Source organism: Micromonospora avicenniae (assembly GCF_900156065.1).
GTDB classification, from domain to species: Bacteria; Actinomycetota; Actinomycetes; order Mycobacteriales; family Micromonosporaceae; genus Micromonospora; species Micromonospora avicenniae.
On record NZ_FTNF01000018.1, the window covers coordinates 25,565 to 50,099 of the forward strand.

A 24,535-nucleotide genomic window follows, 5' to 3' on the forward strand; every position below is an offset into this window, starting at 1 on the left:
GCGCGCCTAGACTGCCGCCGGCGGGACCGGTGGACCGCGGCGGCAAAGGGGCCGGCGCGCACCGCGCAGTCGGGGGAGTGCGCCGCCCCGGAGAGAGGTGTCTGCATCGTGAAGGTCGGAATCCCACGCGAGGTCAAGAACCACGAGTACCGCGTGGCGATCACGCCGGCGGGCGTCAACGAGTTCGTCCGCAGCGGTCACCAGGTCTTCGTCGAGGCCGGTGCCGGCGTCGGGTCCAGCATCTCCGACGACGACTTCACCGCGGCCGGCGCCAAGATCCTCGCCACGGCCGACGAGGTGTGGGAGACCGCCGAGCTGGTACTCAAGGTCAAGGAGCCGATCGCCGAGGAGTACCACCGGATGCGCGAGGGGCAGGTGCTCTTCACCTACCTGCACCTGGCCGCGTCCAAGGAGTGCACCGACGCGCTGCTCGACCGCAAGGTGACAGGCATCGCGTACGAGACGGTGGAGCTGCCGGACCGGTCGTTGCCGCTGCTCGCCCCGATGTCCGAGGTGGCCGGCCGACTCGCGCCGCAGGTGGGCGCGTACCACCTGCAGGCGCAGGGTGGCGGTCGCGGCGTCCTCATGGGCGGCGTCTCCGGCGTGTACGCGGCCAAGACCGTGGTCATCGGCGCCGGCGTGTCCGGCATGAACGCCGCCGCCATCGCGCTCGGCCTCCAGGCCGAGGTGCTGCTGCTGGACAAGAACGTCGCGCGGCTGCGCCAGGCCGACGCCATCTACCGGGGCCACCTGCAGACGGTCGCCTCCAACGCGTACGAGATCGAGCGTGCGGTGCTCGACGCGGACCTGGTGATCGGCGCGGTGCTGGTGCCCGGCGCCAAGGCCCCGACGCTGATCTCTAACGAGTTGGTCTCCCGGATGAAGCCGGGCAGCGTGCTCGTCGACATCTCCATCGACCAGGGCGGCTGCTTCGAGGACTCCCGTCCCACCACGCACGCCGACCCGACGTACCGGGTGCACAACTCGATCTTCTACTGCGTGGCGAACATGCCCGGCGCCGTGCCGCACACCAGCACGTACGCGCTGACGAACGTCACCCTGCCGTACGCCCTGGAGTTGGCCAACAACGGCTGGCGTGAGGCGCTGCGCCGTGACCCGGCCCTCGCTCTGGGCCTGAACACCCACGACGGTCGCGTCACGTACGGTCCGGTGGCCGAGGCGCACGGCATGAGCGTCCTGCCGCTGGCCGACGTGCTCGCCTGACGAGGCCGCGGCCTGAGCGCCACGGCGGAGCGGGCCGGGGCGGGCGCGGAGCCCGCCCCGGCCCTGCGCCGTGCCGTGCGCACCTACCTCGACCACCTCACCGTCGAACGAGGACTGTCCGCGAACACGCTCACCTCGTACCGCCGGGATCTGGAGCGCTACCTCGCGACCCTGGCGGGCGCCGGCATCGGCGACCTCGCGTCGGTCGGCGCCGGTGTCGTCGAAGCGCACCTGGCCCGGTTGCGCAGCGGGGACGACGACCACCCGCCGTTGGCCGTCTCGTCGGCGGCCCGCGCCGCGAGCGCCGTGCGCGGCCTGCACCGCTTCGCGCTGCGCGAGGGGCTGGCGGGGGCCGACCCGAGCCGGGATGTCCGTCCGCCGAAGCCGCCGCGCCGGCTGCCCCGCGCGCTGCCGGTCGACGACGTGGTCCGGCTGCTGGAAACCGCCGGCCCGGTCGCCGTGACCGGTGCGGAAGCGCCGCTCGCGTTGCGCGACCGGGCGCTGCTGGAGTTCCTGTACGGCACCGGGGCGCGGATCTCCGAGGCGGTCGGCGCCGCGGTGGACGACGTGGACCCGGACGAGGGCACGGTGCTGCTGCACGGAAAGGGTGGCCGCACACGGCTCGTGCCCGTCGGCGGCTACGCGGTCGAGGCGCTCCGGGCCTACCTGGTGCGGGCCCGCCCCGGGCTGGCCGCCGCGGGCCGCGGAACCCCTGCGGTCTTCCTGAACGCGCGCGGCGGCCCGCTCTCCCGGCAGGGCGCCTGGACGATCCTGCGGCGGGCCGCCGAACGGGCCGGCCTCCCGGTCGACGGGCCGGCCGCCGTCTCCCCGCACACGCTCCGCCACTCGTACGCCACCCATCTGCTCGACGGTGGCGCGGACGTGCGGGTGGTGCAGGAACTGCTCGGCCACGCGTCGGTGACCACCACGCAGGTGTACACACTGGTCACCGTCGAGCGGCTGCGCGAGGTGTACGCCACGGCGCACCCGCGAGCCCACGGCTGACCGCGGCGAGTCGTCGCGGACCGGCTCGGGCGGGGGCCCGTCCGACACGCCGAACGGGTAATGAACCGCCTGCTGGCCGGTGGCGTACAGTCGGCATCGGCGCGGATCCCCTAGAGCTGTCGGGCCGGGGTGCGCAGCGGCGCCGCGAAGGACGTCGGAGGGCTCCGACGCCGGGTGGTCGTCGGGAGGGGGCAACGAGGACATGGCTGGCAACGAGAACCGTGCCGAGACGTGGACGTCGGAGCTCCGCGAGCAGCAGGCCGCGCTCGGCAACGACCTCGGACCTGCGGATCCGGCCGCCTACACGATGCGCAAGCCGATCCCCGAACCGATGCCCACCGACCGGCACGGCCCTGCCCGGATCATCGCGATGGCCAACCAGAAGGGCGGCGTCGGCAAGACCACGACCACGATCAACCTGGGTGCCGCGCTCGCCGAGTACGGCCGCAAGGTGCTGCTTGTCGACTTCGACCCGCAGGGCGCGCTCTCGGTCGGGCTCGGGGTCAACCCGCACAACCTCGACCTGTCGGTCTACAACCTGCTCATGCAGGACGACATCACGGCCGAGGACGTCCTGATCAAGACGGACGTGGCGGGGCTGCACCTGCTGCCCGCCAACATCGACCTCTCCGCCGCGGAGATCCAGCTGGTGAACGAGGTCGCCCGGGAGATGGCCCTCGCTCGGGTGCTGAGGACGATCCGCAAGGAGTACGACTACATCCTGATCGACTGCCAGCCGTCGCTGGGCCTGCTGGCCATCAACGCGCTGACCGTCGCGCACGGCGTGCTCATCCCGCTGGAGTGCGAGTTCTTCAGCCTTCGTGGTGTCGCCCTGCTGCTCGACACCATCGACAAGGTCCGCGAGCGGCTCAACTTCGACCTGGAGCTCGAGGGCATCCTCGCCACCATGTACGACAGCCGCACCACCCACTGCCGGCAGGTGCTGCAGCGGGTGGTGGAGGCGTTCGGCGACAAGGTCTACCAGACGGTGATCACCAAGACGGTCAAGTTCCCCGAGTCCACCGTCGCGGGCGCTCCGATCACCACGCTCGATCCGGCCTCGTCCGGGGCCCGCAACTACCGCCAGCTGGCCCGCGAGGTGATCGCCGCGCAGGCCGAGCGGTAGGTGCCGGTGCCCTTCCGCGTCCCGTCAACTACGGTCGTCGGGTGACCGCCCCGCCCCTCGACCAGCCCGCCGCGCCCGAGCAGCCGTCGTCCGGGCCCGCCGCCGGCCCCGGCGCCGCCGCGTCGGACGCCGGGCTCCCGTCGCAGGTTGAGCCGTCGTCACTGGCGGAACCGTCGGGCGGCTCCCCAACCGAGCCCGGGGGCGAGCCCTCGTCGGCCGGCTCGCAGGCCGAGCCGGGGGGCGGGTCGTCGCCGGAGGACGCGGGGGAGAGCAGCGGCTTCACGGTCCGGCTGGCGAACTTCACCGGACCGTTCGACCTGTTGCTTCAGCTGATCGGCAAACACAAGCTGGACGTCACCGAGGTGGCGCTGCACCAGGTCACCGACGAGTTCATCGCCTACATCCGGGCCATGGGCGACCAGTGGGACCTCGACGAGGCGAGCGAGTTCCTGCTCATCGCCGCCACCCTGCTGGACCTGAAGGCGGCCCGGCTGCTACCCGCCGCCGAGGTGGAGGACGAGGAGGACCTCGCCCTGTTGGAGGCGCGGGACCTGCTCTTCGCCCGGCTGCTGCAGTACAAGGCGTTCAAGGAGGCCGCCGCGTTCATCGCCGACCTGGAGGCGGTCGGCGGTCGGCGGTACCCGCGCGCGGTCTCCCTCGAACCCCGGTACGCCGAGGCGCTGCCCGACCTCGTGCTCGGTATCGGCGCGGAGCGGCTGCGTACGCTCGCCGTCCGGGCGATGACGCCGAAGGTGGCTCCCGAGGTCTCCATCGCCCACGTGCACATGGTCCGGGTCAGCGTCCGGGAACACGCGGCGATCATCTCCGAGCGGCTGCGCCGGGCCGGCACCGCGACCTTCTCGACGCTCTGCGCCGACTGCGAGGCCACCCTGGAGGTGGTGGCCCGGTTCCTGGCGCTGCTGGAGCTTTACCGCGAAGGGCTGGTGGCCTTCGTCCAGGAGCAGGCCCTCGAGGAGTTGACCATCCGGTGGACCGGTCCCGCCGACGGCGGCTCGGACCTGCAGATCGACGAGTACGCGGGCACGCCCGCCGAGGCCGGCACCCCGGAAACGGCAGCTGCCGGACCGGCAGACCCCGCAGCCGACCCGACCGGAAGCCGCGACGCGGGCACGAGCGAGGATTGACGCGATGAGCAACGAGGAGACCCGCAACTCCCTGGCCGACCAGGCCGCTGCCTGGGTCCCGCCCTGGCAACGTCCCGCCCCACCCCGGGACACCCCCGCACCGCCTCAAGAAGAAAATCTTGGAACGGAGGCGCCCGCGGAGGCGCCCGCGGAGGCGCCCGCGGAGGCGCCCGCGGAGGCGCCCGCGGAGGCGCCCGCGGAGGCGCCCCCGGCGATGCCGCCGGTTTCCGAGATCGCGGCGGACGCCGACGCCCCGGCGGCTGCGGAGGACGCCGTGGTGGAGGGGACGGCTGCTCGCGTACCCAGGAAACAGCCGGCTTCCCGACGGCGGGCGACCGCGGCTCCGGAACCCCCGCCGGAGCTCGACGAGGCCGAGCTGCGCGGGGCGCTCGAGGCGATCCTGCTGGTGGTGGACGAGCCGGTCAGCGAAGCGACCCTGGCCGAGGTGCTGGAACAGCCGGCAGCCCGCGTCGGCGCGATGCTGGACCAGATCGCCGCCGGCTACACCGCGTCCGGGCACGGTTTCGAGCTGCGCCGCGCCGCCGGTGGCTGGCGTCTCTACACCCGCCCGGAATACGCGGGCTACGTGGAGCGGTTCGTGCTTGACGGGCAGTCGGTACGGCTGACCCAGGCGGCGCTGGAAACGCTCGCCGTGGTCGCCTACAAGCAGCCGGTCACCCGCTCACGAATCTCGGCGATCCGGGGTGTCAACTGTGACGGGGTGATCCGTACCCTGGTCACCCGCGGCCTGGTGGAGGAGTGCGGAAGTGAGCCGGAAAGCGGCGCCTTCCTCTACCGGACCACCACCCTGTTCCTTGAGAAGCTGGGTTTGAACAGTGTCGACGAGCTGCCGCCGCTCGCGCCGTTCCTGCCCGATGATGTGGAAGAGCTGAGCGATGTCACGCGATGACCGCACCCCTCACACCGACGCCCCAGAGGGCACCGAGCGCCTGCAGAAAGTGCTGGCCGCCGCCGGTGTGGGTTCCCGACGCGCCTGCGAGGACCTGATCTTCCGGCGCCGGGTCACCGTCAACGGGCGGGTCGCGCAGCTCGGTGACAAGGTCGACCCGGCCACCGCGGTGATCCACGTCGACGGGGAGCGGCTGGTCACCGACACCCGGCTGGTCTACCTGGCCATGAACAAGCCACGCGGTGTCGTCTCCACCATGGCGGACGAGAAGGGGCGCACCGCGCTCGCGGACTTCCTCGGCAACCGGGTCGAGCAGCGCGTCTACCACGTCGGGCGGCTCGACGCCGACAGTGAGGGCCTGCTGCTGCTCACCAACGACGGAACCCTGGCGCACCGGCTCATGCACCCGTCCTACGGCGTGCCCAAGACGTACCTCTGCGAGGTGTCCGGGCCGATCCCGCGCAACCTCGGCAAGCGGTTGATGGCCGGCGTGGAGCTGGAGGACGGCCCGGCGAAGGTGGACTCGTTCCGGGTGGTGGACACCCTGGGACGAACCGCCCAGGTCGAGTTGACCCTGCACGAAGGACGCAAACACATCGTCCGGCGGATCCTGGCCGAGGCCGGGCACCCGGTGTCCCGGCTCATCCGTACCTCGATCGGGCCGATCCGCCTCGGTGACCTGCGCGCCGGGCGGACCCGCCGGCTCACCAACGCCGAAGTCGCCGCGCTGTTCAAGGCGGTGGGTGACTGACCCGCCGAACGGGGTACGGCTGCCGGTAGGCTCCGTGACGGTCGGGTGCCGGCCGCGCGGTGGCGCGGGTCGCGCCCGACGGCGTCGCGCGCGCTCCGCCTCGGAGCGGCGGGCATCATTGACCAGGAACATCCGCTCACGGCGCCGGAAGGCCGGCGACCCGTGAGGTACGGGCTGAGGAGGACGACGGTGGAAGACAACGTGCGGGCCGGGCGATGTGTGGTCGCTGTGGACGGGCCGTCCGGTTCGGGAAAGTCCACCGTCTCCCGACGGCTGGCCGCCGGTATCGGCGCCCGCTACCTGGACACCGGGGCGATGTACCGGGCGATCACCTGGGCGGTGCTGCGCTCCGGCGTCGACCTCACCGACGCGGAGGCCGTGGCCAAGGTCGCCCAGGAGGTGGACCTGCGCATCGGAACCGACCCGCAGGGGTACGGCGTGACCGCTGACGGTGTCAGCGTGGACGCGGAAATCCGTGGGCCCGAGGTGACCCAGGCCGTCTCCGCCGTGGCGGCCGTGCCGGCCGTACGCGCGCTGCTCGTCGCCCGGCAGCAGGAGATGATCGCGAACGCCGGACGGATCGTGGTGGAGGGCCGGGACATCGGTGCCGTGGTGGCGCCGGACGCCGACCTCAAGGTCTACCTGACCGCGTCCGAGGCCGCCCGGGCGGCCCGGCGCAGCGCCGAGGACGCCACCGATGCGGTGGTCACCGCCGCGGACCTGGCCCGCCGCGACCACCTGGACTCGACCCGCAAGACCTCGCCGTTGCAGCAGGCGTCGGACGCGGTAGTGCTGGACACCACCGAGCTGGGCATCGACGAGGTCGTCCAGCGGTTGCACGCCCTGCTCACGGAGCGGGGAGTGGCATGAGCGAGCAGAACATCGGATCCAACGCGGTTGAGCCTCGTGCCGGCGCGGACCGGAAGGAGGTGTCGGCATGAGTGACGGCGGCGGTTGGGTCGACCTGCAGGAGCCGGACCTCGACACCGGGGAACCGACCGGCCCGCAGCCGGTGGTGGCCGTCGTAGGCCGGCCGAACGTCGGCAAGTCGACGCTGGTCAACCGGATCATCGGTCGCCGGCAGGCGGTCGTCGAGGACGTCCCCGGGGTGACCCGGGACCGGGTGCCGTACGACGCGCAGTGGGCCGGCCGGGCGTTCACCGTGGTGGACACCGGCGGTTGGGAACCGGACGCGAAGGACCGGGCGGCGGCGATCGCCGCGCAGGCCGAAACGGCCGTGGCGACGGCCGACGTGGTGCTCTTCGTGGTCGACGCGATGGTCGGTTCGACCGATGTGGACGAGGCCGCGGTGCGGATGCTGCGCCGCAGCGCCAAGCCGGTCATCCTGGTGGCGAACAAGGCCGACAACACCTCCATCGAGATGGAGTCGACCTCCCTGTGGTCACTCGGCCTGGGCGAACCGCTGCCGGTATCGGCCCTGCACGGCCGGGGTTCCGGTGACCTGCTCGACGCGATCATGGCCGCGCTGCCGGAGGCGCCGGCGATCGTCGAGCACGGGCCGCGCGGCCCGCGCCGGGTGGCGCTCGTCGGCCGACCGAACGTTGGCAAGTCCAGCCTGCTGAACCGCTTCTCCGGCGAGCAGCGGGCAGTTGTCGACTCGGTCGCCGGCACCACCGTCGACCCGGTGGACAGCCTCGTGCAGATCGGCGGCGAGACCTGGCACCTGGTCGACACCGCAGGCTTGCGCAAGCGGGTCGGCAAGGCCAGCGGCACCGAGTACTACGCGAGCCTGCGTACCGCCTCGGCCATCGAGGCGGCCGAGGTCGCGGTGGTACTGCTCGACGCCAGCGAGCCGATCAGCGAACAGGACCAGCGGATCCTGTCGATGGTCACCGAAGCCGGCCGGGCCCTGGTGATCGCCTTCAACAAGTGGGACCTGGTCGACGCCGACCGCCGGTACTACCTGGACAAGGAGATCGACCGGGAACTGCGCCGGATCCCGTGGGCGATCCGGCTGAACCTGTCGGCGGTGACCGGCCGCGCGGTCGACAAGCTCGCTCCGGCGCTGAACAAGGCGCTCGCCAGCTGGGAGACCCGCATCCCGACGTCGCGGCTCAACCAGTGGCTCACGGCTCTCGTACAGGCCACCCCGCACCCGGTGCGGGGCGGTCGGGCGCCGCGGATCCTCTTCGCCACCCAGGCCGGCGCGGCGCCGCCACGCTTCGTGCTGTTCACCACCGGGCCGCTGGACGCCGGCTACCAGCGGTTCGTCGAGCGCAAGCTCCGCGAGGAGTTCGGCTTCGAGGGCAGCCCGATCGAGATCTCGGTACGCCCGCGCAAGAAGGTCGGCCCCGGCGGCCGCGGCAAGGCGCACGGCTGACCGTCTGATCCACGAGCGGGCCGGGTCGGGGCTTCCCCGACCCGGCCCGCTTCGTCCGCTCGGCCTTCTGGGTCCCGCCTCCCGGCCCGGCTTCGTCCGCTCGGCCTTCCGGGGCCGTGCCTCCGCTTGATCAACTCGGGTTCATTGGAGTCGGGTTAACCGACCCGAGCGGACACCCCGACTTCATGGAGCCCGAGTGGATCAAGCCGGCACCCGTCAGCGGCGGTGGGCTGGATCGGCAGCTCGACCTGACCGAGAGCCCAGTCGCGCTCCTACCTATCTGCCTAGGACGCCTTAGCGGTGGTGCGGCCGGTCATGCCGCTCGGGAGACCGAGGGCTGTGCGTGACCGGTGGGGCCTGTGCGGACGGCGTGAGGAAGCTGCGCTAAGCTGTACCGGCTGCCGCAGGGGAGACCAGGCGGGAGCATCGGGACGTGGCGCAGTTTGGTAGCGCACTTGACTGGGGGTCAAGGGGTCGTCGGTTCAAATCCGGCCGTCCCGACAAACTGAAACGGCAGGTCAGAGGCCATCTGGAAGATTCCAGGTGGCCTTTTCTGATCTTGTACAGCAGCGAAGTACCGCAACGGCTCATTGATCGAGGCTCTCGCCGAGCCTCCGCAGGGCTTCCCGGCTGGCCTTGGACGAGACTTGGCTGTAGATCTCCATCGTGATCGAGAAATCCGAGCCTTCTCCTTGGCGGCCGCCTGTTGCCGGTAGCGATGTCGTAGCGCGGTGACACAGACGGCTGGCAGCGGTAGGGGAGCGTCTGACTCCTCGTCTTGGTGGATCGATGCAGGAGCTGGCCGTGTCTCACGATCGCCATCGCGATCCGGGGATGCACGTCCAGGTCGACCAGGAGTGAACCGTAGGTACGCCGGCGGCGGGACCGTGATCTTAGGTACGCCGGCGCTGGCAATACGGCTGTCGTAGGAGCGGTTGAAGTTCCGCAGCTCGACCGGCAGTCCATAACGGGTCGTGAAGATCATGCCTGTGTCGTGCCACGCCTCGCCGCGTACCCGCTGGAGCTGCTTGTCGATGACGAGGCTGATGTCGTGGCTGTCCCGACATTGCTCGCAGAATTCCTCACCGTGCGGAGTGCAAGGCTTGTCCCAGCCGTCCCACTCGATGTGGTCCCAGGTGAGCCCGAGGACTTCTCCCTTGCGTAGGCCGAGCACGAGGACCAGGACGTAGGCGGCGTACAGGTAGTCGTCGCCGTCGCGGGACGACTCTAGGAATGCGCGCGGGCTTCCTCGCTGCTCCACGACTTGCCCTTTCTGGCGCGGATCGGCGGAAGCTTCACGAGAGCCGCGACATTCTTCATAACCAGTTCCTCCACCACATCCTGAGAGAGTGCGGAGCGGAGCACAGCGCGGATGCCCTTGACGGTGCGAGCGGAGGGAAGGTCTTGGCAGCACCGGCCAACCGCGCAGCATTTCCGGTTTTCCGGTGGCCGACGTTCGTCCTTGCCCTGGGCGCAGCACTGGCACGTCTTCGCGACTTTGTTCAGCCAGGTCTGCACGTCCCGTACGGACAGCCGACAGTCGAGCCGCTTGGCGCCGAGTCCGGGAACGATGTACAGGCGGCTCAGCGTCTCGTAGGTGGCGAAGGTCAGGGGGGCGAGGTTCGGCTCCACGATCTCGGCGAGCCAGTACGTCATGTAGTTCGCCACGGTGGGGACGTTCGTGGCGACCGGACCAGCCTTGGCTTGCTGGTGCAGTCTCACCCACTTGTCGTGGACCTCATCGCGGCTCTTCCCGTAGACGTACTTGCGATCGCGTTTGCCGTCCGGCTTGGTCACTCAGACGTAGGCGGCGAACCCGTTGCGGTACGGGAAGATGGAGCCTTCGCCGTTGCGCCGCTTCCCGGCCATCAGGCCGCCTCCTGCCGCTCGATCTGAGCATGGATGTACTCATCGATCCACTCCGGCGGGACGCGGCAGTACTTGCCGTCCCTGACTGAGCGCAGTTCGCCGGTGGCGATTTCATCTTCACCTTGGACAAGCCGTAGCCGAGGATCGCGGCGACCTCGGCGGGGGAGTGCCACTTCGGAACGACCGGAACAGGACCTCTATCCATGTGATGTCTCCTTAGGGGTGGTGACCTTGGCACGGTTTCCGCCAACGGGCTTGGTTGATAGCGAGTGCTGCTTCGGTGGATGGCCCGAACGCAGCTTTCGGAGGGGCCGTGGAGCCCCGCGTATGGTCGGCTGTGTGACTGCGGATGAAGATCGTGACCGCCTCGCCAAACAGCTCCTGGAGTTACCGGTCCACGAACTCGTAGATGTCTTGCGGCGCGTCTTGCCGCACTACACGGAGGACGAGTACGGCCTTCGAACGACGCTGGTCCTGGCCACCGCGAACAAGGATGAGGACGTGTCGGACGTACCTGACCTCGCCCTCGTCGCCTGGCCTGACCGCGACTATTACGACGGTGGCCTTGGACCCGACCAGGGTCTATGGGAGGAGGGCCACTGTGCGAAGTGCGCTACGGACCTGGCTTCGAATGCCAAGCGTGCGTACTGCCCGGCCTGCGGCGCGAGGTGCGCCCTCACCTGACACCCAGGTCTGGAGCGCTCAGTTCGATGGTTGAAACGTTGTGGAGTTGTCCAAGATCGAGCACCGGGCGAGGTGTGGGTGCTGACACGTACGTGTCAAGCGGCGATGGAATGGCCCGTACCGTGGGCGGCCAGCGCGTCGAGGCCAGCTTGGTGTCGGGCGCGGGCCATGGCGGCGGCGGCCTCACTGGGCGAACGGAGTGCGGTGATGCTGCTCATCCGGGCAGAGTGTCGCCGGGGAAGCTGAGGCACGGGAGGACGTCGCAGGTCATCATTCGGGCCTGCACGCAGGGGTCTGCGGCCATGATCTCTCGGGCCGCCTCGATCGGCACATTCATGATCATTACGCCCGCCACGCTGTCGGAGATGACCGGACACAGGATCGCGATCACGCCATCGGCGCGCAGGGACACCATGCGTCGTTGGTGTTCGCGCTCGATCGCCTCAGCCCCGTCCTGGTGCCGGTCCGGGCCCCAGCGAAGTTGCACCAGGCTGTAGGGCTTAGCGGTCGCCGCCAACTTCTGGATCTGCTCGTCAGTCACGTTCGTGCTCATCGCCGTCACATCCCGATCTTCTGGTGGTCGACCTCGATCAGGCCCACGACCCGTTCCTGGTCACGGCCGTAGGGGGCGCCGGTGTATTTAGTCGCGATCTCGTCGACCACCTTCCACCCCTCCTCTCCGTCGAGCCACTCAACGACGCGTCCGCGGAGCATGACGGGCAGGAACGGATCGTCGGGTGGAGTGAGCGAGATCGCGACCCTGGGGTCGCGGCGCAGGTTGCGCGCCTTGCGGGAGTTCGGTCCGGTCAGGAACGCGACCCGGTCGCCGACGGTGCCGATCCACAGCGGAATCGAGTGCGGTGAACCATCGGGCAGAGTGGTCGCCAGATGCGCGATCGGGGTGCCGTCCAGGACAGCGCGTACGTCGTTGCTGAGCATGGTCGTGCTCCTCACTTCTGGATCTGGTAGTGGAGGTGGGTGACGCCGGGGCCGGGGACGGCGTCGACGAGGGTGAGCCGGATGTGTTCAGGGAGACGCCCGAACAACGGACGACCGGCGCCGAGGAGGACCGGCACCTGGTGCAGGATCACCTCGTCGACCAGGCCGGCTTCGATCGCTGCGGTCAGGGTGACGCCACCCTGGATCGCCACGTCTTTGTCGCCCGCCAAGGCCTGGGCCCGCGTGATCGCACCCTCGATCGAGTCGGCGAAGATCTGACGTGGGGAGCCGGCGTGCTCGGCAGGCTGCGGACGGTGACTGACCACGACCATCGGGGCAGTCGGGTGCGGGCTGCCCCCGCCGAAGCTCTCAGAGTCGTCGTACGTCTTACGCCCGGTGACCACCGCGCCGACGCGGTCGATGAGCTGCTCGTAGACGACGGCGTGGCGGGCGTCGCCGTACCAGTCGAACAACATCCCGCCGTCACCCAGACCGTCGCCGGGTCGGGGGTCGCTGCCCGTGAAGTAGCCGTCGACCGAGACGGCCAAGGCTGCGAAGACCTGGCTCAGGTGTTTCCTCTCGGAGTTTCCTTAAGGGACTCTGGGACCGTAACAGGCGAAGTTCCGTAAGGGAACCCCAGGTGCTAGGTTTGGTCCCATGCAGCGCACACAGTTCGGTGAGATGGCGTGCTCCATCGCCCGCACGCTGGACGTGATCGGCGAGCCCTGGTCGCCGTTGATCCTGCGCGACGTCTGGGTGGGCCTGAGCCGTTTCGACCAGATCCAGGCCGACCTCGGCATCTCCCGCAAGGTGCTTACTGAGCGACTCAACCACCTGGTTGAGCAAGGTGTGCTCGAGCGCCGGCCGTACGACGCCCGCCCGCGCTTCGAGTACCACCTCACCGACAAGGGGATCGATCTGGTGGAGATCCTCATGGTCATGGTGCGGTGGGGTGACCGCTGGCTCGCCGGTGAGGCGGGCCCACCCGTCCTATACCGCCACCACGCGTGCGGTCAGGTCGCGGCAGTCGACCCGCGCTGCAGTCACTGCGGCGAGCCGATGCATGCTGACGGCGTCGACCTCCTGCCGGGGCCGGGTTCGGCTCGATGACGAGCGCCGCCGTATCGCGGCGGCATCAGGGGCGCGGCCGTGGGGGAAGGCTGAACCAGCCGGTGAAGCGGTCGGCCGTCGCAGAGCCATCCCTGTAGTTGTTGGAATGTCGTCGGGGGACGGTGGTCTACCGCCTCAACCTGAACATGGAACGTGGGCCACGGGTCGTCCTCGACGTGGGAACAACCAAGGCTGTCACCGACGCGAGCTTCGCCAGCGACGTGTGGCTGCCCTGGTGGCAATCTGTCCCGCCGGTGCGCTCGGCGGTGCGATCCAGGTCCAGATTCTCCACCATCGACCGCGAACCGGCCGGTCGGTTTCCGCTGTCGCCAGCTCGCCGACTTTTCGGGGCAGCCATCCCCAGCGAGCCCGCAGCCGCCCGTAGCGCAGGTCGTCGCCGTACTGCCGCGCCGCGGCGCAGGCCTACGACCGGGCTCCCGATTGGTTCGGCAGGTTTGTCGACGTTGGCGGTCAGGCGGCTGAACCTGGGCGAAGGCGAGGCCGGCCAGGCTCAGGCGACCCTGAGCCCGGCCGGCCACGCCACGTGCGGCTAGGGGTTGTGTCGAAGCCCCTGGCCGGCCTGCGGCGCGCCCAGACGACGACCGGCGGTGTCGGGGATCCGTCCGGATACGACACCGGTGTCGAATCCCCGCGTTGCCGGACCGCCGCCTGGACTCCGCCGCGGCTCGACCGAAGACGTTGACGCATGCCCTACGCGCGGCCGGAGCCTGCCCCGGGCAGCGTCCGCACGACGGTCAGCGTCACGTTGCCGTCCTGGTAGGACACCCTGAACATGTGGCGGCCCGCGTTCAGGACCCGCCGTTCCGGCAGGGAGTGGAAGTTACCCTTGATCGAGTCACCGCTCATGATCGTCAGTACCGTGCCCGGAGTGAGGGGCCCGCGAACGTCCAGGGCGAGTTCGCCGGACAGCACCAGGTCACCCGCGGCCCGCACGCTCGTGTAGTCGTGGTCGCCGGAGATGGTGATGGCGAGACGACCAGTTCGGCTGACGGTCACGGCACCGCCGACCTTCAGGACGTTGCCGGGCGCGACGTCGGTGAGGGTGAAGGACGCCGCGGACGTCGCTTCATCGGACGACAGACCGGGCTGCAGCACGCCGCTGTGGACGTCGATGCTGCCTGCCACGAAACCGGTGCCGCCGAGCGTGCCGCCCTTGACGTCGATCGAGCTTGCGTGCGAGCCGGTGATCGAAAGCTTACCGCCTTCAACCGTCGTGCCGCCCTTGTAGGTGTTGTCGCCCGTCATGACCAGCGTCCCGGAGCCCTGCTTGGTCAGAGATGCCGTGTAGAGGTTGTTGTCGATGTTGTTCTGGATGTAGGCCGCGCGCTTGTCCATCCATTCCTTGCGCCACTTGACCGCGTCCCCATGGGTGATCTTGTCGTACAACTCGGGATGGCCGTTGGTGATCGCTTGGATGTAAGGGTCAGCCAAAATGCCCTGAAGCATGAAGGCCTGTTCGCTGAGCGTGCCGTCCGGGCTCAGTACGTTGGGGCTGAATTCACCGGCGTAGGCGATGCCTTGCTCCTTGTAGCCCGCCAGCCACTCCAGATCCTCCCGCTCCCTTTCCTTGATCGCGATCTGGCTGATGTCGTTCGACCAGACGTCCAAGGGCGCCTTATCCATGTTGTAGGTCATGGGGCGCAGGAACTGGCCGGGGCCGTACATGCCCTTGGCCAGATCCGGAATCCCCCAGCCCCATCGGTCGTCCGGAAGGCCGTCGGGAGCGGTCCAGGCGATGGATGCCCCAGAGGGGGAGGTTTGCCCGGTGCCGAGGAATCTCACGCCGTCGGACATCTTGTTGTTCGCCGTGGTGAACATCAGCTCACGCACCTGCTTGGCGTCCATGTTCGGATAGCGGGAGAGCAGAACCCCCATCACCGCTGTCGCGACGGGCGTAGCCGGTGACGTGCCGCTCGAGTTCGAATAGTTGGTGTCGCCACCGCTGCTCGTGGTCCGAACGCTGTTTGAAGGGGTGGACACGGACCACCATTTCGCGAGCCCCGCCTCGTTGTACCCGAACTGCTTGGTGTATTCGGGATTGGCTGCCGTGGGCGGTTGCACCCCGCCGACGGATACCCACTGCCTTTCCGCCAAGGGGTTGAAGAAGGGATACGCCGGGCGGTAGAACGGGTTGCTCCAGTCGTTGTTACCGGCCGACCTCACGTTGACGGTGCCGCTGTCCTTGATGGCGTCCCAGATGGCGTCCATGAAGGAGAGCCCGGGGAAGTTCGGATTGTATTGGATGCCGCCTTCCGAATAGCTCTTCTTGAAGAGGAAGTACTGGTACTCCAGATCCTTCAGGTACTCGTTGGGGAGGATGGTCGCCATCGCCGTGGGGCTGGCGCTGTCCTTGCCACGCACTTGGTAGGCGTTGGCGAGATTGCCGTTGGCGCCAAGGTCGTTCCCCAGGCCGTCGAAGCGAGTTCTGTCGATGGTCTGGACGTAAGAGCCCCAACTGCTGTTGATTACCTGGGCGCCTGCGTCGACCAGGGCCTTGTTGGCTGTATGCCAGTACACGTAGTCGTGGAAGGGACCGTGGGACTGGGTATCGGAACCGCCGGTCTTGGCGACATACATCGTCGCCCCGAAGACGATGCCGTGCTGCTCTTTGCCATCGCGGATGCCGGAGGTGACCCCAAGCATTCCGGTCCCGTGCGAGTAGTCACTTGTTCTCGCCTGATCGCCGGCCACAGTGAAGGGCTCGCCCGCAGTGAACGGGTTCGCCGGGGTTGGTGCGTTGCGATACCCGAAGCCGGACGTGCCGTAGACACCCTCCGCTCTCACCGGAACGATGAGCCCGGTCTGAAATGCTTCGTGGGTAGTCCGGTAGCCCGAATCCATCATGCCCAGCGCGACGCCCTGCCCGAAATACCCCAGGGCGTAAGCGGTGGACGCGTTTACCGCGACGAGCTGCCATGGGGAATCGATGGCTACGCCAGGATTGGAAGGATTGTGGCCGGTGTAATACCCATATTCCGGCGTTTCCCAGCTGGCTTTGGCCGCAGCTAGTTCCTCTGGGCTCTTCGCGACAAAGCCGGGGTCTCCCGGGTACGTGCACTGCGGGCAGCCCTCCCGGTACGCCAGCCCGCCACCCGTATGGCCAGGCGTCGATGTCGAACCTGTTCTGGGTGATGCGGAGGCGAACCCGGCCGGGAAAAGCGCGATGCCTGCCCCGGCGACAAGGGTGCCTCCCAACCGCTGCAGGAACTGTCGCCGACTTGTGGACCTCATGCTCATTTCCGGTTCCTTCCCAAATTGGGCGATATCTCTAACGAACGGGTGCGGCCTGTTGCGTCCGAGCCCCACGGTCCACACACGCTGGTCGAGACAAAATAAGGAAAAACCGCCACGTCAGAACGGCGAGCTGGAACTGTCCCACGCGTGGCCTCCCCTACATGATCACCAATTAGACTGCGAGGGATGTGCCTCGTCAAGGGGGCGACATCGGTCCACCAGAAGCGGCGTGAGCGACCGTCTACATCGATGATCGCAACCATCATGGGCCGGGCCGTGGGCTCCTCGCAGGGCCGGACGCGTGACGGTCCTGGTTGGAACTCGGCCGATGTTGAGCTGGGATCATGTGGTGGCCGCGGGCTCGTTGGGGAGTCATCCAGGTGGGAGTGGGACGTTGCAGTCGTCGGTCGGGGCTCGCCGGGTGGGCCGACCTTCGCTACCCTGCCCGCCATGCTCCGAGGGCCGTTTGAGGTCAATTGAGCCGTCCGGGACGCACGCGGGGCAGGCACTAGACAGCGTCGGATGACCCTCTCGCCGCGTACACCTGCGGCTGTTGGATGGCGACGGCCGGGCGGGGACGGTGGAGGGCCCGGTGGGGCCGGAGGGGCGGGAGGGGCCGGGCTTCGGCGCGGACGTCTCGCCCCACCTGACCTCGAAGATCCTCTATGATCCGCTGACAACGCGACCGGGACGGGGGAACGCCGGTGATCGACGCGGTCTTCTTCGACATCGGCGGGACGATTCTCGACGAGTCGCGCGAGTTCGAGGCCTGGGCGGACTGGCTCGGCGTTCCACGGCATACGTTTTCGGCGGTCTTCGGTGCGGCGATCGCGCGGGGTTCGGACTGGCAGGAGCCGTTCCGGGTGTTCCGGCCCGATTTCGATCTCGCGGTCGAACTCGAACGCCGGGCAGCCGCGGGCAGACCGGAGTCTTTCGGGGAAGAGGATCTGTACCCCGACGCGCGATCGTGCCTCGCCGCTCTGCGGGATCAGGGCCTGTTCGTGGGCCTGGCCGGCAATCAGCCGGCGCACGCTGAGGCGATTCTCCGCGCTCTCGACCTGCCCGTGGACGTGATCGGCACGTCGGCCGGTTGGGGTGTGGCGAAGCCGTCACCGGTCTTCTTCGAGCACGTGGTTCGCGAAGGTGGTGGCGACGCCTCCTCGATCCTGTACGTCGGCGATCGGGCCGACAACGACGCACGCCCGGCCGTCGCGGCCGGTTTGAAGGCGTGCCTGATCAGGCGTTCTCCGTGGGGTTACCTCCTCGACATTCCGGCCGTGTCCGAGCAGTGCCTGTTCCGCATCGATTCGCTCGACGAACTCCCGAGCCTGGTAGCGAAACACAACGCGGCGAGCGGCTAGCTCGGTGAGCTGCGGTGGTGACCGGGGCTCCGGTCAGGGTGGCGCTGGTCCTACGCGTGGATGCCGTGTGACACCTCGGCCGCCTCCAGCCAGCGCCGGTACCAGCGGGCGAAGCCGAGTGGTGTCCCGTCGTCGTCGTGCAGCGGCCGGAAACCACCATCGTCGGCGGTGTCGTCCGCCCACATCTGGCCCCGCGCCGGGCCGCTGACAACGAGGGCCTCTCGCAGCGCGCAGCCGAGATGGCACAGGTACAGCAGGCCAACCGAGTGTTCGGGCTTGTAGACGACGGAGTGGTGGTGTTCCCAGTACGCGTCCTCAGCCGCGTTGAATTCCTCCTCCGAGTCGTAGTCCTCCTCGTCCGGCGGATCCGGTAGACCGTCGGCGGGGTTGAACGCCTCGACGTGTGGAAAAGCCAGTTTGAGGGTGTCCCGCTCGGTCAGATCGGCGCCGTCGCCCTCCCACTGCCAGCGCCCGTCGACGCTTCCGGATGGGGAAGAGTCCGTAGGCGGGTCCTGCACCCCCTCGCCCCGCTTCCAGCAGGAAGGACCGGTACTCGCTGGGTAGGGTGATTTGGAGCTGGGCCTCTGCCTCGGCCAGATCCTCGGCGCTCAATGGCGGCTCAAGCTCAAGCTCCCAGCCGTGGCCTGAATCGTCGACGGCGTCGGGCGCAGCGGCCAGCCGCGCAAGCCGTTCGCGTACATCTGACCAGTCGCAGCGCGTCACGGGCGGGACGATACAAGCCCGCTCGACTTCTGCTGAGGCCGCCTGCCGTTTCGGGCGTACCGCTGGCGAAGCGTGGCGGTCAGTAACCGCCGACCAGTGCGAACCCGAGGAAGATGATCGCCGCCAGCGGCAGGGCGGCAACCAGTGCGAGCGCTCGCTGCCGGAACGTCCGTCCGATGAGCGCGACGATCAGGACGGCGAGCGCCACGTCGATGGCGACGTTCCACCCGGCGCCCGGGGGATAGTTGGGGTCGTTGGCGTGGCGGACGAACCGCGCCGCTTCCTCGAAGAACACCGCGGCCGGCAGCGCGCTCCCGATGATCTGTCGCCAGCCCGTCCTGCGGGCCCAGGTGCCGCCGATGCCGAAGACCACCCCGGCGAGGACGCCGAAGAGTATCCAGAACAGCGACGACTGTTGCCACAGCACGGCCAGCGCGTCGCCCTGGATGAGCGCCGCCGCCAGGTAGTAGCTGGGTACGGCCACGACGAGCAGGACGGCGGCGCCCAGGGCCGGGCGTACCCGGCCGGATCGGACCCAGTAGCCGAAGGCGAAGGCGGCGACCGCCCAGGTGGCGGTGGAGTTGCCGAGTTCGGCGAAGGGATACGGCACCGACTTGATCCACAGGAAGTCGAGGACACCGAGCAGGATGCCTCCCGCCACGGCGGCGAGTCCTGTCGTTCGCTGATCAGGTTGCACGGCGGGAAGCATACTCAGTATGGCCTCGCGGGGATCTCGGCAGCCGCGGCGGCTCCCGCCTTCCCACCGGCCGCTCAGCGGCGGGCGGCCCCGTCGACGATCTCGGCGATCGCGTCGAACGGCTGGTACTGGCCGATCTCCTTCGCGAGAACCTGGACCCGGGAGCGGTAGGCCGGATCGCCGAGGACCGCCTGCACCGCGGTACGCAGGTCCGCCACCTCCGGGTTGCCGGTACGCAGGTTGACGCCGGTGCCGGTCCACTCGACCCGGTCGGCCACCTCCGGCTTGTCCTCGCTGGCGCCGGCGACCACCAGCGGCACCTCGTGGTACAGGGCGGTCTGCACGCCGCCGTAACCGCCGTTGGTCACCAGCACGTCGGCGTGGGGCAGCAGCCGGTCGAACGGTACGAAACCGGCCAGCCGGACGTTGTCCGGTACCTCGGGCAGCGCCTGGCGCACCAGGTCCGGCCCGTCCTCGCGTGCGGTGGCGGCCACCACGAGGACGTCGAGGTCGGCGAGGGCACGCAGCGTGGGGATGACCAGTTCGTTCAGGTCGACGTTGGCGACCGTGCCCTGGGTGACGACCACCACCGGACGGCCGGCCGACAGCTCGGGCCACCACGCCGGCTCGACGTAGTCGCGGCCGGCAGTCGGGGGCAGCATGCCCACGAACCGGAAGTTCGCCGGAAGGTTGTTGCGGGGGAACTCGAAGCCGGGCACGGTCAGCTGCAGGTAGTGGTCCGTGCGCTGCAGGGGCGCCTGGAAGAGCGGGTCGGGCAGGGTCGCGCCCAACGACTCGAACGTCGCCTCGGTGAACTTCTGCAGCTGGACGAAGATGTCGGGCACCTGGGCGTTGGGCGCCGCGTCGCCGCTGTCCGCCTGCTCGTCCGACGTCGGTTCGGTACCGGCGTCGACCGCCGCGGTGTCCTCGCGCGGGAGCAGTACGGGGATGGTGCCCAGCGTCACGAGCGTCGGGCGTTGCTCCGGCGGCGTGGAGAGGTAGAGCACCGGAATCGACAGGAACCCGAGCTCGCCGATGATCACATCGGCGGGGAACTCGGCCAGCAGCGCCCGCAGGCCCCGCACCTGCGCGGGCAGGTGGCCGACGAAGACGTTCTCGAAGTCGAACGCCAACTGGGCCGGGCCGGGCGGGAGGGTGGCCCGCACCGGGTAGAGCTTGTCGAACTCCCGGTCGTCGAGGTCGGCCTCTGGCGGCAGTGCCTGGAACCGCGCGCCGATCGCGAGCGCGTGCCGCTCGAAGCGGGACCCGGTGTACACGACCACCTCATGGCCACGCCTGACCAGCTCCGCCGCGACCGTGAGGACCGGGCTCACGTGCCCCTGGAAAGGGGTCGCCCCCACTACTACCTTCGCCATCCGGACCTCTCTCGTCTCGAAGCTGCCGGGCGCGGCGCGGCCCGACCAGCACTTCCAGCACGGAAGATGCGGCGCGCGCGTTCACGTGATCTGCGCTACGTCGACGACACCGGCCGTACCGGGCGGGGTGCCGAACCGGACGGCGCGGACGGCGTACCTGTCGGGTGCGTTGCGGCGGAGCTGGGACGCACCCGATGCGTCACCTACTGACCGACCTTACGCCGGGCTGCGCCGGCCAGCAGGTAGATGCCCGCGACGAGGGTGACCAGGCGTACGACGAAGATCACCGCTCCGATGATCGCCGCCAGCGCGCCCATGGCGATGATCCCGTACGGAAGCCAGTCCGTCTCCGGGATGATGCGCGCCGACTCCGGGTCCTGCGGGAGATAGGAGACGGTGGCGGTGGAACCGACCCTCGGGCGCTTGCTGCTCTGTTCCGGCTCGGTGAACTCCACCGGCCGGTTGTCCGAGGTGGTGAACGTGAGAACCCGCGAGTACAGCATCCGGCCGTCGGTGTCGCGGGAACTCGTGACCCCGGTGACGGTGGCGGTCGCCGACGTCCCACCGGGGTAAGGCTGATGCTGACCGTGCCACCACCAGCCGATCCCGACGAACAGCAGGCCGACGGCGAGCACCACAAGGGAGCCGAAGATGCCGGTCCGCTTGCGCCCGCCGGGAACGTCGATGCCGACCAGCCCGTCGGCGATCAGCGTCGCGCCTGCGGCGGCGCGTGCGCCCCTGCCGGTCAGAATTCCGGCCAGGCTCCTCATGATCTGGTTGGGCATGTCAGCCGTCCTCCGGTCGCCAATCAGGTCCAGCGTTGTCACCGCACCCACGTGACGAGGACGGCACCGGTTCGGCCGGCCGACGCTCAAGTGACCTGGATCTCGTGCCGGTGTGGTCGGCTGTCCACTCGGCAGGCAGGAGGGGCCGGGGTTCCGCTTTTCACGGAACCGTCGGCTGACGCCCTACAGATCGGGGGTGGCGGATGATGCTTCGGTTCCGGGAAGCGGTAGACACGATGCTCCGGATCACAGCCGGCCACGTGTCGCCGGAAGCAGCCCTACCGCGGGGTGTCCATCGGCTTGGAGCAGAGGATGTCGGGAAACGGCAGGTAGCCGAGGGCCTGCCAGAACCGCAGCGCCCCGTCGTCCTCCGGCAGGACCAGCAGGTTCACTCTCGGGCAGCCCAGCGCCGTGAACCGCTGCTCGAGTTCACCGATCAGGCGGGTGGCGATGCCGTGCCGGCGGTGCGTCGGATCGACCGCCAGCCGGAGGATCCATCCTCGCCGACCGTCGTAGGTGCCCAGCACCACGCCCACGACCGTGTCGTCGGCCTCGGCCACGAGGAAGAGCTGTGGGTTACGCAGTAGCTTCGTCTCCAGCTCGTGCCGGGACAGGACGTCGCGGCCCGCGGAATTCCACAGCTCGGCCACCGCGTCGTAGTCCGGCCAGCGAAACTGCCGTACACCGATCACCACGCTCGTCCTTCCCGGGCTGACGGCGGTGAGCGTAGCGTGCGGTCTTTCGAGGGTGCGCGGGCAACTTGTGGCGCGGCCACGCAGGTCGGTGCGGCGTCCGGTCAGCGGGGGCTTCCGCCGAATCCGATCTCGTTGCCGTCGGGATCGACGTACGTGATCTTCCGTACGCCGTTCTCGTACGTCTCCTGTCTGGCCGGCTCCAGTCCCCGCTCGGCCGCCGCGGCCACCCGGGTGTCGAGGTCGTCGACGAAGATGGTGTGCATGGCGTGCCCGGCGTGCTCGGGTAGCCGTTCGATGTAGACGAACCGGTGTTCGGCGAGTTCCCAGACGGCTTCGGTGTCGTTCGGGAGGAACGCCGGCGGAGTGCCGAGCAGCCTTTCGTACCAGGTCAACGCCGCGCCGTAATCGCTGACGGGGATCCCCGCGAACAGGTCGACGGCCATGCGGCCAGGTTAACCGGACGCGGGATCCGGGTGGGGGAGGACGCGGGCGGGCACCGGCGCGGTGCCCGTTTTCTATGCTTCGAGTACGCGTCGAGGACCTGTCGCCTGCCCGCCGCGGTCCGCGCCTGCCGTGCCAAGATCGCTGCCATGAATCTCGATGATCTCGCTCGTCAGGTCAACACCAGGGCCCGGCTCACCGGCGAATTCGTGCTGCGTTCCGGGCGGGTGGCCACGGAGTACTTCGACAAGTACCAGTTCGAGGCCGACCCCGTGCTGCTGGACGCCCTGGCCGAGCAGATGGCCGCCCTGGTGCCCGCCGGCACCGAGGTGCTCGCCGGGCTGGAGATGGGCGGGATCGCCGTCGTCACGGCGCTCGGCCGGCACACCGGGCTGCCGTGCGCGTTCGTCCGCAAGGCGGCGAAGCCGTACGGCACCGCGCGGCTGGCCGAGGGCGCGGAGGTCGCCGGGCGGCAGGTGCTGGTGGTCGAGGACGTGGTGACCTCCGGCGGGCAGGTGGTGCTCTCGACGAAGGAGCTGCGGCAGCTCGGCGCGCGCGTCGACGCCGCCGTCTGCGTGATCGACCGCCAGGAGGGCGGAGCCGAGGCGTTGGCCGCCGAGGGCATCGCACTGCGTGCGCTGCTCACCCGCGCCGACCTGACTCCGACCGAGCAGGGCCGCTAGCAGCGAGATCGGAAAACTCCGACTCTGGGGCCGCCCGGACCCGGGGGCTAACCCCCGGCTCCAGTGGGGGTTGACCGGTAGGTGCGTGCGGGGGCGCATCGGATGGCTGTGTGGGGCGCGGACGGCGAGGCTGGTGGATAGATCAGCATCGTCCGAAGCCGGTCCGTCCAGATGCCACGGCCGGCTGATCCTCGTATGGAGCACCTGATGACCGTCCTCGCGACATGCCTCAACGCCCTGCGCAGCTGGCACCGCCCGCTGGTGGCGAACGCGGCGCTCATGTTCACCCTGACCCTGGTCTCCGCCGTCGGTCTGTTCGTCGACGATCGGCTGCTGATGGGCGAATCGATCTGGGTGAAGCCGATGAAGTTCGGCTTCGCGATGGGGGTGTACGGCCTGACGCTCGCGTGGCTGCTCAGCAGGCTGAGCAGGGGCAGACGTCTCGGCTGGTGGCTCGGTACCGTCTTCGCGGTCGCCGGCCTGCTGGACGTCGGCGCCGTCGCCTACGCCGCCGCGCACGGCACCGTCAGCCACTTCAACAACAACGACGAGCCGGTCGCTGAAACCGTGCGGACGGTGTTCAACATCGGCGTCGCGCCGCTCCTGCTGATCACCATGATCATCGCGGTGCTGGTCCTGATCCAACGCACCGGCGACCGTGCCATGTCCCGAGCCCTGCGCGCGGGGCTCGGGCTCGCCATCGCCGGCATGGTGGTCGCGCTGTGGCTCAGCAACTCCGCGGGTCCCCGCACGGTGACCGACGCCAACGGCGACCCGGTGTCCATGAACGGCGGCCACGGCATCGGCGACCCCGACGGCAACGGAATGTTCCTCACCCACTGGAGCACGACCGGCGGCGACCTTCGCGTACCGCACTTCGTCGGCCTGCACGCCATCCAGGTGCTGCTGTTCATCACCGCGATCCTGGGCGCATTCGCGGCCCGTCACGGTTGGCTCCGCGACGAACGGGTACGGGCCCGGCTGGTCGGTGTCGCCGCCCTCGGCTACAGCGGTGTGTTCGTGGTGCTCACCTGGCAGGCGAAGCGGGGCCTGCCGGTGACTCGCTTCGATCGGCCGACACTGGTCGCGTTCGTGGGGGTGGCGGTGTTCACCGTCGTGGCGGCCGCCGCGGTGGTCGCCGCCGCGCGTCGGCGGTCCACCTCGCTCATCGGCGAGGAGCAGCGCGCCGAAGTGCGGGTGGGGGTGTGAGCCCTCAAGTCGCGGTGCCGACCTGGTGCCGTTCGACGAGGACGCGGTTCGGCGGCCCGGCGGGCGGCGTGCTGTCGGCTGGGCGGTCCGGGCGCCCGTTGGTAGCCTGGACCTGCGCGACTGGCGAGGGTGGTCAACCACCGGGGAGCGCTGTCAGCTGGAGCATCGTCCGCCTGGGTGCTCCTCACCACGAGGGTGAGGAGCCG

23 protein-coding genes, 1 tRNA gene, 3 pseudogenes and 1 riboswitch are annotated in these 24,535 nt (G+C 69.3%); of the genes and pseudogenes, 14 read left to right on the plus strand and 13 right to left on the minus strand.

What is annotated here, in order from left to right:
• Nucleotides 1-108 precede the first annotated feature (108 nt).
• The 9 genes from ald to BXA10_RS23365 all read left to right on the plus strand — a co-directional run bounded on the left by ald (nucleotide 109) and on the right by BXA10_RS23365 (nucleotide 9,003).
• Nucleotides 109-1,224: an alanine dehydrogenase gene (gene ald, locus BXA10_RS23325; protein ID WP_076472961.1), complete on the plus strand. Its 1,116-nt coding sequence runs from the start codon at nucleotides 109-111 to the stop codon at nucleotides 1,222-1,224.
• 12 nt (nucleotides 1,225-1,236) lie between these two features.
• The gene (locus tag BXA10_RS23330; RefSeq protein ID WP_076472962.1) at nucleotides 1,237-2,229 is read left to right on the plus strand and encodes a site-specific tyrosine recombinase XerD; all 993 of its coding nucleotides are present in this window, start codon (nucleotides 1,237-1,239) and stop codon (nucleotides 2,227-2,229) included.
• Between the two features lie 202 nt (nucleotides 2,230-2,431).
• Nucleotides 2,432-3,355 carry a ParA family protein gene (locus BXA10_RS23335; RefSeq protein ID WP_076472963.1) on the plus strand — a complete coding sequence of 308 codons (924 nt, stop codon included), beginning with the start codon at nucleotides 2,432-2,434 and terminating at the stop codon, nucleotides 3,353-3,355.
• Between the two features lie 41 nt (nucleotides 3,356-3,396).
• Nucleotides 3,397-4,500 carry a segregation and condensation protein A gene (locus tag BXA10_RS23340; protein WP_076472964.1) on the plus strand — a complete coding sequence of 368 codons (1,104 nt, stop codon included), beginning with the start codon at nucleotides 3,397-3,399 and terminating at the stop codon, nucleotides 4,498-4,500.
• A 4-nt stretch (nucleotides 4,501-4,504) separates the two neighbouring features.
• Nucleotides 4,505-5,410, plus strand: a complete 906-nt coding sequence (scpB, locus tag BXA10_RS23345) for an SMC-Scp complex subunit ScpB (RefSeq protein ID WP_076472965.1) — start codon at nucleotides 4,505-4,507, stop codon at nucleotides 5,408-5,410.
• Nucleotides 5,397-6,161, plus strand: a complete 765-nt coding sequence (locus tag BXA10_RS23350; protein WP_076472966.1) for a pseudouridine synthase — start codon at nucleotides 5,397-5,399, stop codon at nucleotides 6,159-6,161. Before scpB ends, BXA10_RS23350 begins: the two co-directional genes overlap by 14 nt.
• Before the next feature lie 189 nt (nucleotides 6,162-6,350).
• On the plus strand, nucleotides 6,351-7,031 hold the full coding sequence (cmk, locus tag BXA10_RS23355) for a (d)CMP kinase (protein ID WP_076472967.1): 681 nt from the start codon (nucleotides 6,351-6,353) through the stop codon (nucleotides 7,029-7,031).
• Between the two features lie 67 nt (nucleotides 7,032-7,098).
• On the plus strand, nucleotides 7,099-8,502 hold the full coding sequence (der, locus tag BXA10_RS23360; RefSeq protein WP_076472968.1) for a ribosome biogenesis GTPase Der: 1,404 nt from the start codon (nucleotides 7,099-7,101) through the stop codon (nucleotides 8,500-8,502).
• 427 nt (nucleotides 8,503-8,929) lie between these two features.
• Nucleotides 8,930-9,003 (plus strand) — tRNA-Pro (locus tag BXA10_RS23365).
• A gap of 303 nt (nucleotides 9,004-9,306) precedes the next feature.
• On the opposite strand, the pseudogene BXA10_RS23370 reads toward BXA10_RS23365, so the two are convergent.
• A pseudogene (locus BXA10_RS23370) lies at nucleotides 9,307-10,371 on the minus strand (site-specific integrase); the annotation flags it as partial.
• Nucleotides 10,371-10,576, minus strand: a pseudogene (locus BXA10_RS32600) (MerR family transcriptional regulator). The pseudogenes BXA10_RS32600 and BXA10_RS23370, both read right to left, overlap by 1 nt.
• Nucleotides 10,577-10,710: 134 nt before the next feature.
• On the opposite strand from BXA10_RS32600, the gene BXA10_RS23380 reads away from it, so the two are divergent.
• Nucleotides 10,711-11,055, plus strand: coding sequence for a hypothetical protein (locus BXA10_RS23380; RefSeq protein WP_139338103.1), 345 nt, complete (start codon nucleotides 10,711-10,713; stop codon nucleotides 11,053-11,055).
• Between the two features lie 214 nt (nucleotides 11,056-11,269).
• Here BXA10_RS23380 and BXA10_RS23385 read toward each other — a convergent pair whose 3' ends face one another.
• From BXA10_RS23385 to BXA10_RS23395, 3 genes are read right to left on the minus strand one after another with little or no spacing between them, the layout of a single operon-like run.
• Nucleotides 11,270-11,608 (minus strand): YciI family protein, encoded by a 339-nt coding sequence (locus tag BXA10_RS23385; protein WP_076473020.1) that lies wholly within the window; start codon nucleotides 11,606-11,608, stop codon nucleotides 11,270-11,272.
• A 5-nt stretch (nucleotides 11,609-11,613) separates the two neighbouring features.
• Nucleotides 11,614-11,994, minus strand: a complete 381-nt coding sequence (locus tag BXA10_RS23390; RefSeq protein ID WP_076472970.1) for a TIGR03618 family F420-dependent PPOX class oxidoreductase — start codon at nucleotides 11,992-11,994, stop codon at nucleotides 11,614-11,616.
• 11 nt (nucleotides 11,995-12,005) lie between these two features.
• The gene (locus BXA10_RS23395) at nucleotides 12,006-12,542 is read right to left on the minus strand and encodes a dihydrofolate reductase family protein (protein ID WP_217696833.1); all 537 of its coding nucleotides are present in this window, start codon (nucleotides 12,540-12,542) and stop codon (nucleotides 12,006-12,008) included.
• A gap of 109 nt (nucleotides 12,543-12,651) precedes the next feature.
• On the opposite strand from BXA10_RS23395, the gene BXA10_RS23400 reads away from it, so the two are divergent.
• On the plus strand, nucleotides 12,652-13,104 hold the full coding sequence (locus BXA10_RS23400; RefSeq protein WP_076472972.1) for a winged helix-turn-helix transcriptional regulator: 453 nt from the start codon (nucleotides 12,652-12,654) through the stop codon (nucleotides 13,102-13,104).
• A 711-nt stretch (nucleotides 13,105-13,815) separates the two neighbouring features.
• Here the strand turns inward: BXA10_RS23400 and BXA10_RS23405 are convergent.
• Nucleotides 13,816-16,362: a S8 family serine peptidase gene (locus BXA10_RS23405; protein WP_084753177.1), complete on the minus strand. Its 2,547-nt coding sequence runs from the start codon at nucleotides 16,360-16,362 to the stop codon at nucleotides 13,816-13,818.
• Nucleotides 16,363-17,063: 701 nt separating this feature from the next.
• On the opposite strand from BXA10_RS23405, the gene BXA10_RS23410 reads away from it, so the two are divergent.
• The gene (locus BXA10_RS23410; protein WP_076472974.1) at nucleotides 17,064-17,720 is read left to right on the plus strand and encodes an HAD family hydrolase; all 657 of its coding nucleotides are present in this window, start codon (nucleotides 17,064-17,066) and stop codon (nucleotides 17,718-17,720) included.
• 50 nt (nucleotides 17,721-17,770) lie between these two features.
• Here the strand turns inward: BXA10_RS23410 and BXA10_RS23415 are convergent, their stop codons facing one another.
• The 7 genes and pseudogenes from BXA10_RS23415 to BXA10_RS23440 form a co-directional block, all read right to left on the minus strand.
• Nucleotides 17,771-18,238 (minus strand): hypothetical protein, encoded by a 468-nt coding sequence (locus tag BXA10_RS23415; protein WP_245828410.1) that lies wholly within the window; start codon nucleotides 18,236-18,238, stop codon nucleotides 17,771-17,773.
• Nucleotides 18,239-18,263: 25 nt separating this feature from the next.
• A pseudogene (locus BXA10_RS32250) lies at nucleotides 18,264-18,443 on the minus strand (SMI1/KNR4 family protein); the annotation flags it as partial.
• 79 nt (nucleotides 18,444-18,522) lie between these two features.
• Nucleotides 18,523-19,140 (minus strand): DUF6518 family protein, encoded by a 618-nt coding sequence (locus BXA10_RS23420; protein ID WP_245828399.1) that lies wholly within the window; start codon nucleotides 19,138-19,140, stop codon nucleotides 18,523-18,525.
• 74 nt (nucleotides 19,141-19,214) lie between these two features.
• Nucleotides 19,215-20,516, minus strand: coding sequence for a glycosyltransferase (locus BXA10_RS23425; protein WP_076472976.1), 1,302 nt, complete (start codon nucleotides 20,514-20,516; stop codon nucleotides 19,215-19,217).
• Nucleotides 20,517-20,719: 203 nt separating this feature from the next.
• Nucleotides 20,720-21,301, minus strand: a complete 582-nt coding sequence (locus BXA10_RS23430) for a DUF3592 domain-containing protein (protein WP_076472977.1) — start codon at nucleotides 21,299-21,301, stop codon at nucleotides 20,720-20,722.
• Between the two features lie 278 nt (nucleotides 21,302-21,579).
• On the minus strand, nucleotides 21,580-21,993 hold the full coding sequence (locus BXA10_RS23435; RefSeq protein ID WP_076473021.1) for a GNAT family N-acetyltransferase: 414 nt from the start codon (nucleotides 21,991-21,993) through the stop codon (nucleotides 21,580-21,582).
• A gap of 104 nt (nucleotides 21,994-22,097) precedes the next feature.
• Nucleotides 22,098-22,439, minus strand: coding sequence for a VOC family protein (locus BXA10_RS23440; protein ID WP_076472978.1), 342 nt, complete (start codon nucleotides 22,437-22,439; stop codon nucleotides 22,098-22,100).
• Between the two features lie 147 nt (nucleotides 22,440-22,586).
• Between BXA10_RS23440 and BXA10_RS23445 the strand changes: the two genes are divergently transcribed.
• Both BXA10_RS23445 and BXA10_RS23450 read left to right on the plus strand, forming a co-directional pair.
• Nucleotides 22,587-23,120, plus strand: a complete 534-nt coding sequence (locus BXA10_RS23445; protein ID WP_076472979.1) for an orotate phosphoribosyltransferase — start codon at nucleotides 22,587-22,589, stop codon at nucleotides 23,118-23,120.
• 207 nt (nucleotides 23,121-23,327) lie between these two features.
• Entirely contained in the window at nucleotides 23,328-24,329 is a 1,002-nt protein-coding gene (locus BXA10_RS23450) for a hypothetical protein (protein WP_076473022.1), read from the plus strand.
• A 106-nt stretch (nucleotides 24,330-24,435) separates the two neighbouring features.
• Nucleotides 24,436-24,515, plus strand: a riboswitch (ZMP/ZTP riboswitch).
• Nucleotides 24,516-24,535 lie beyond the last annotated feature (20 nt).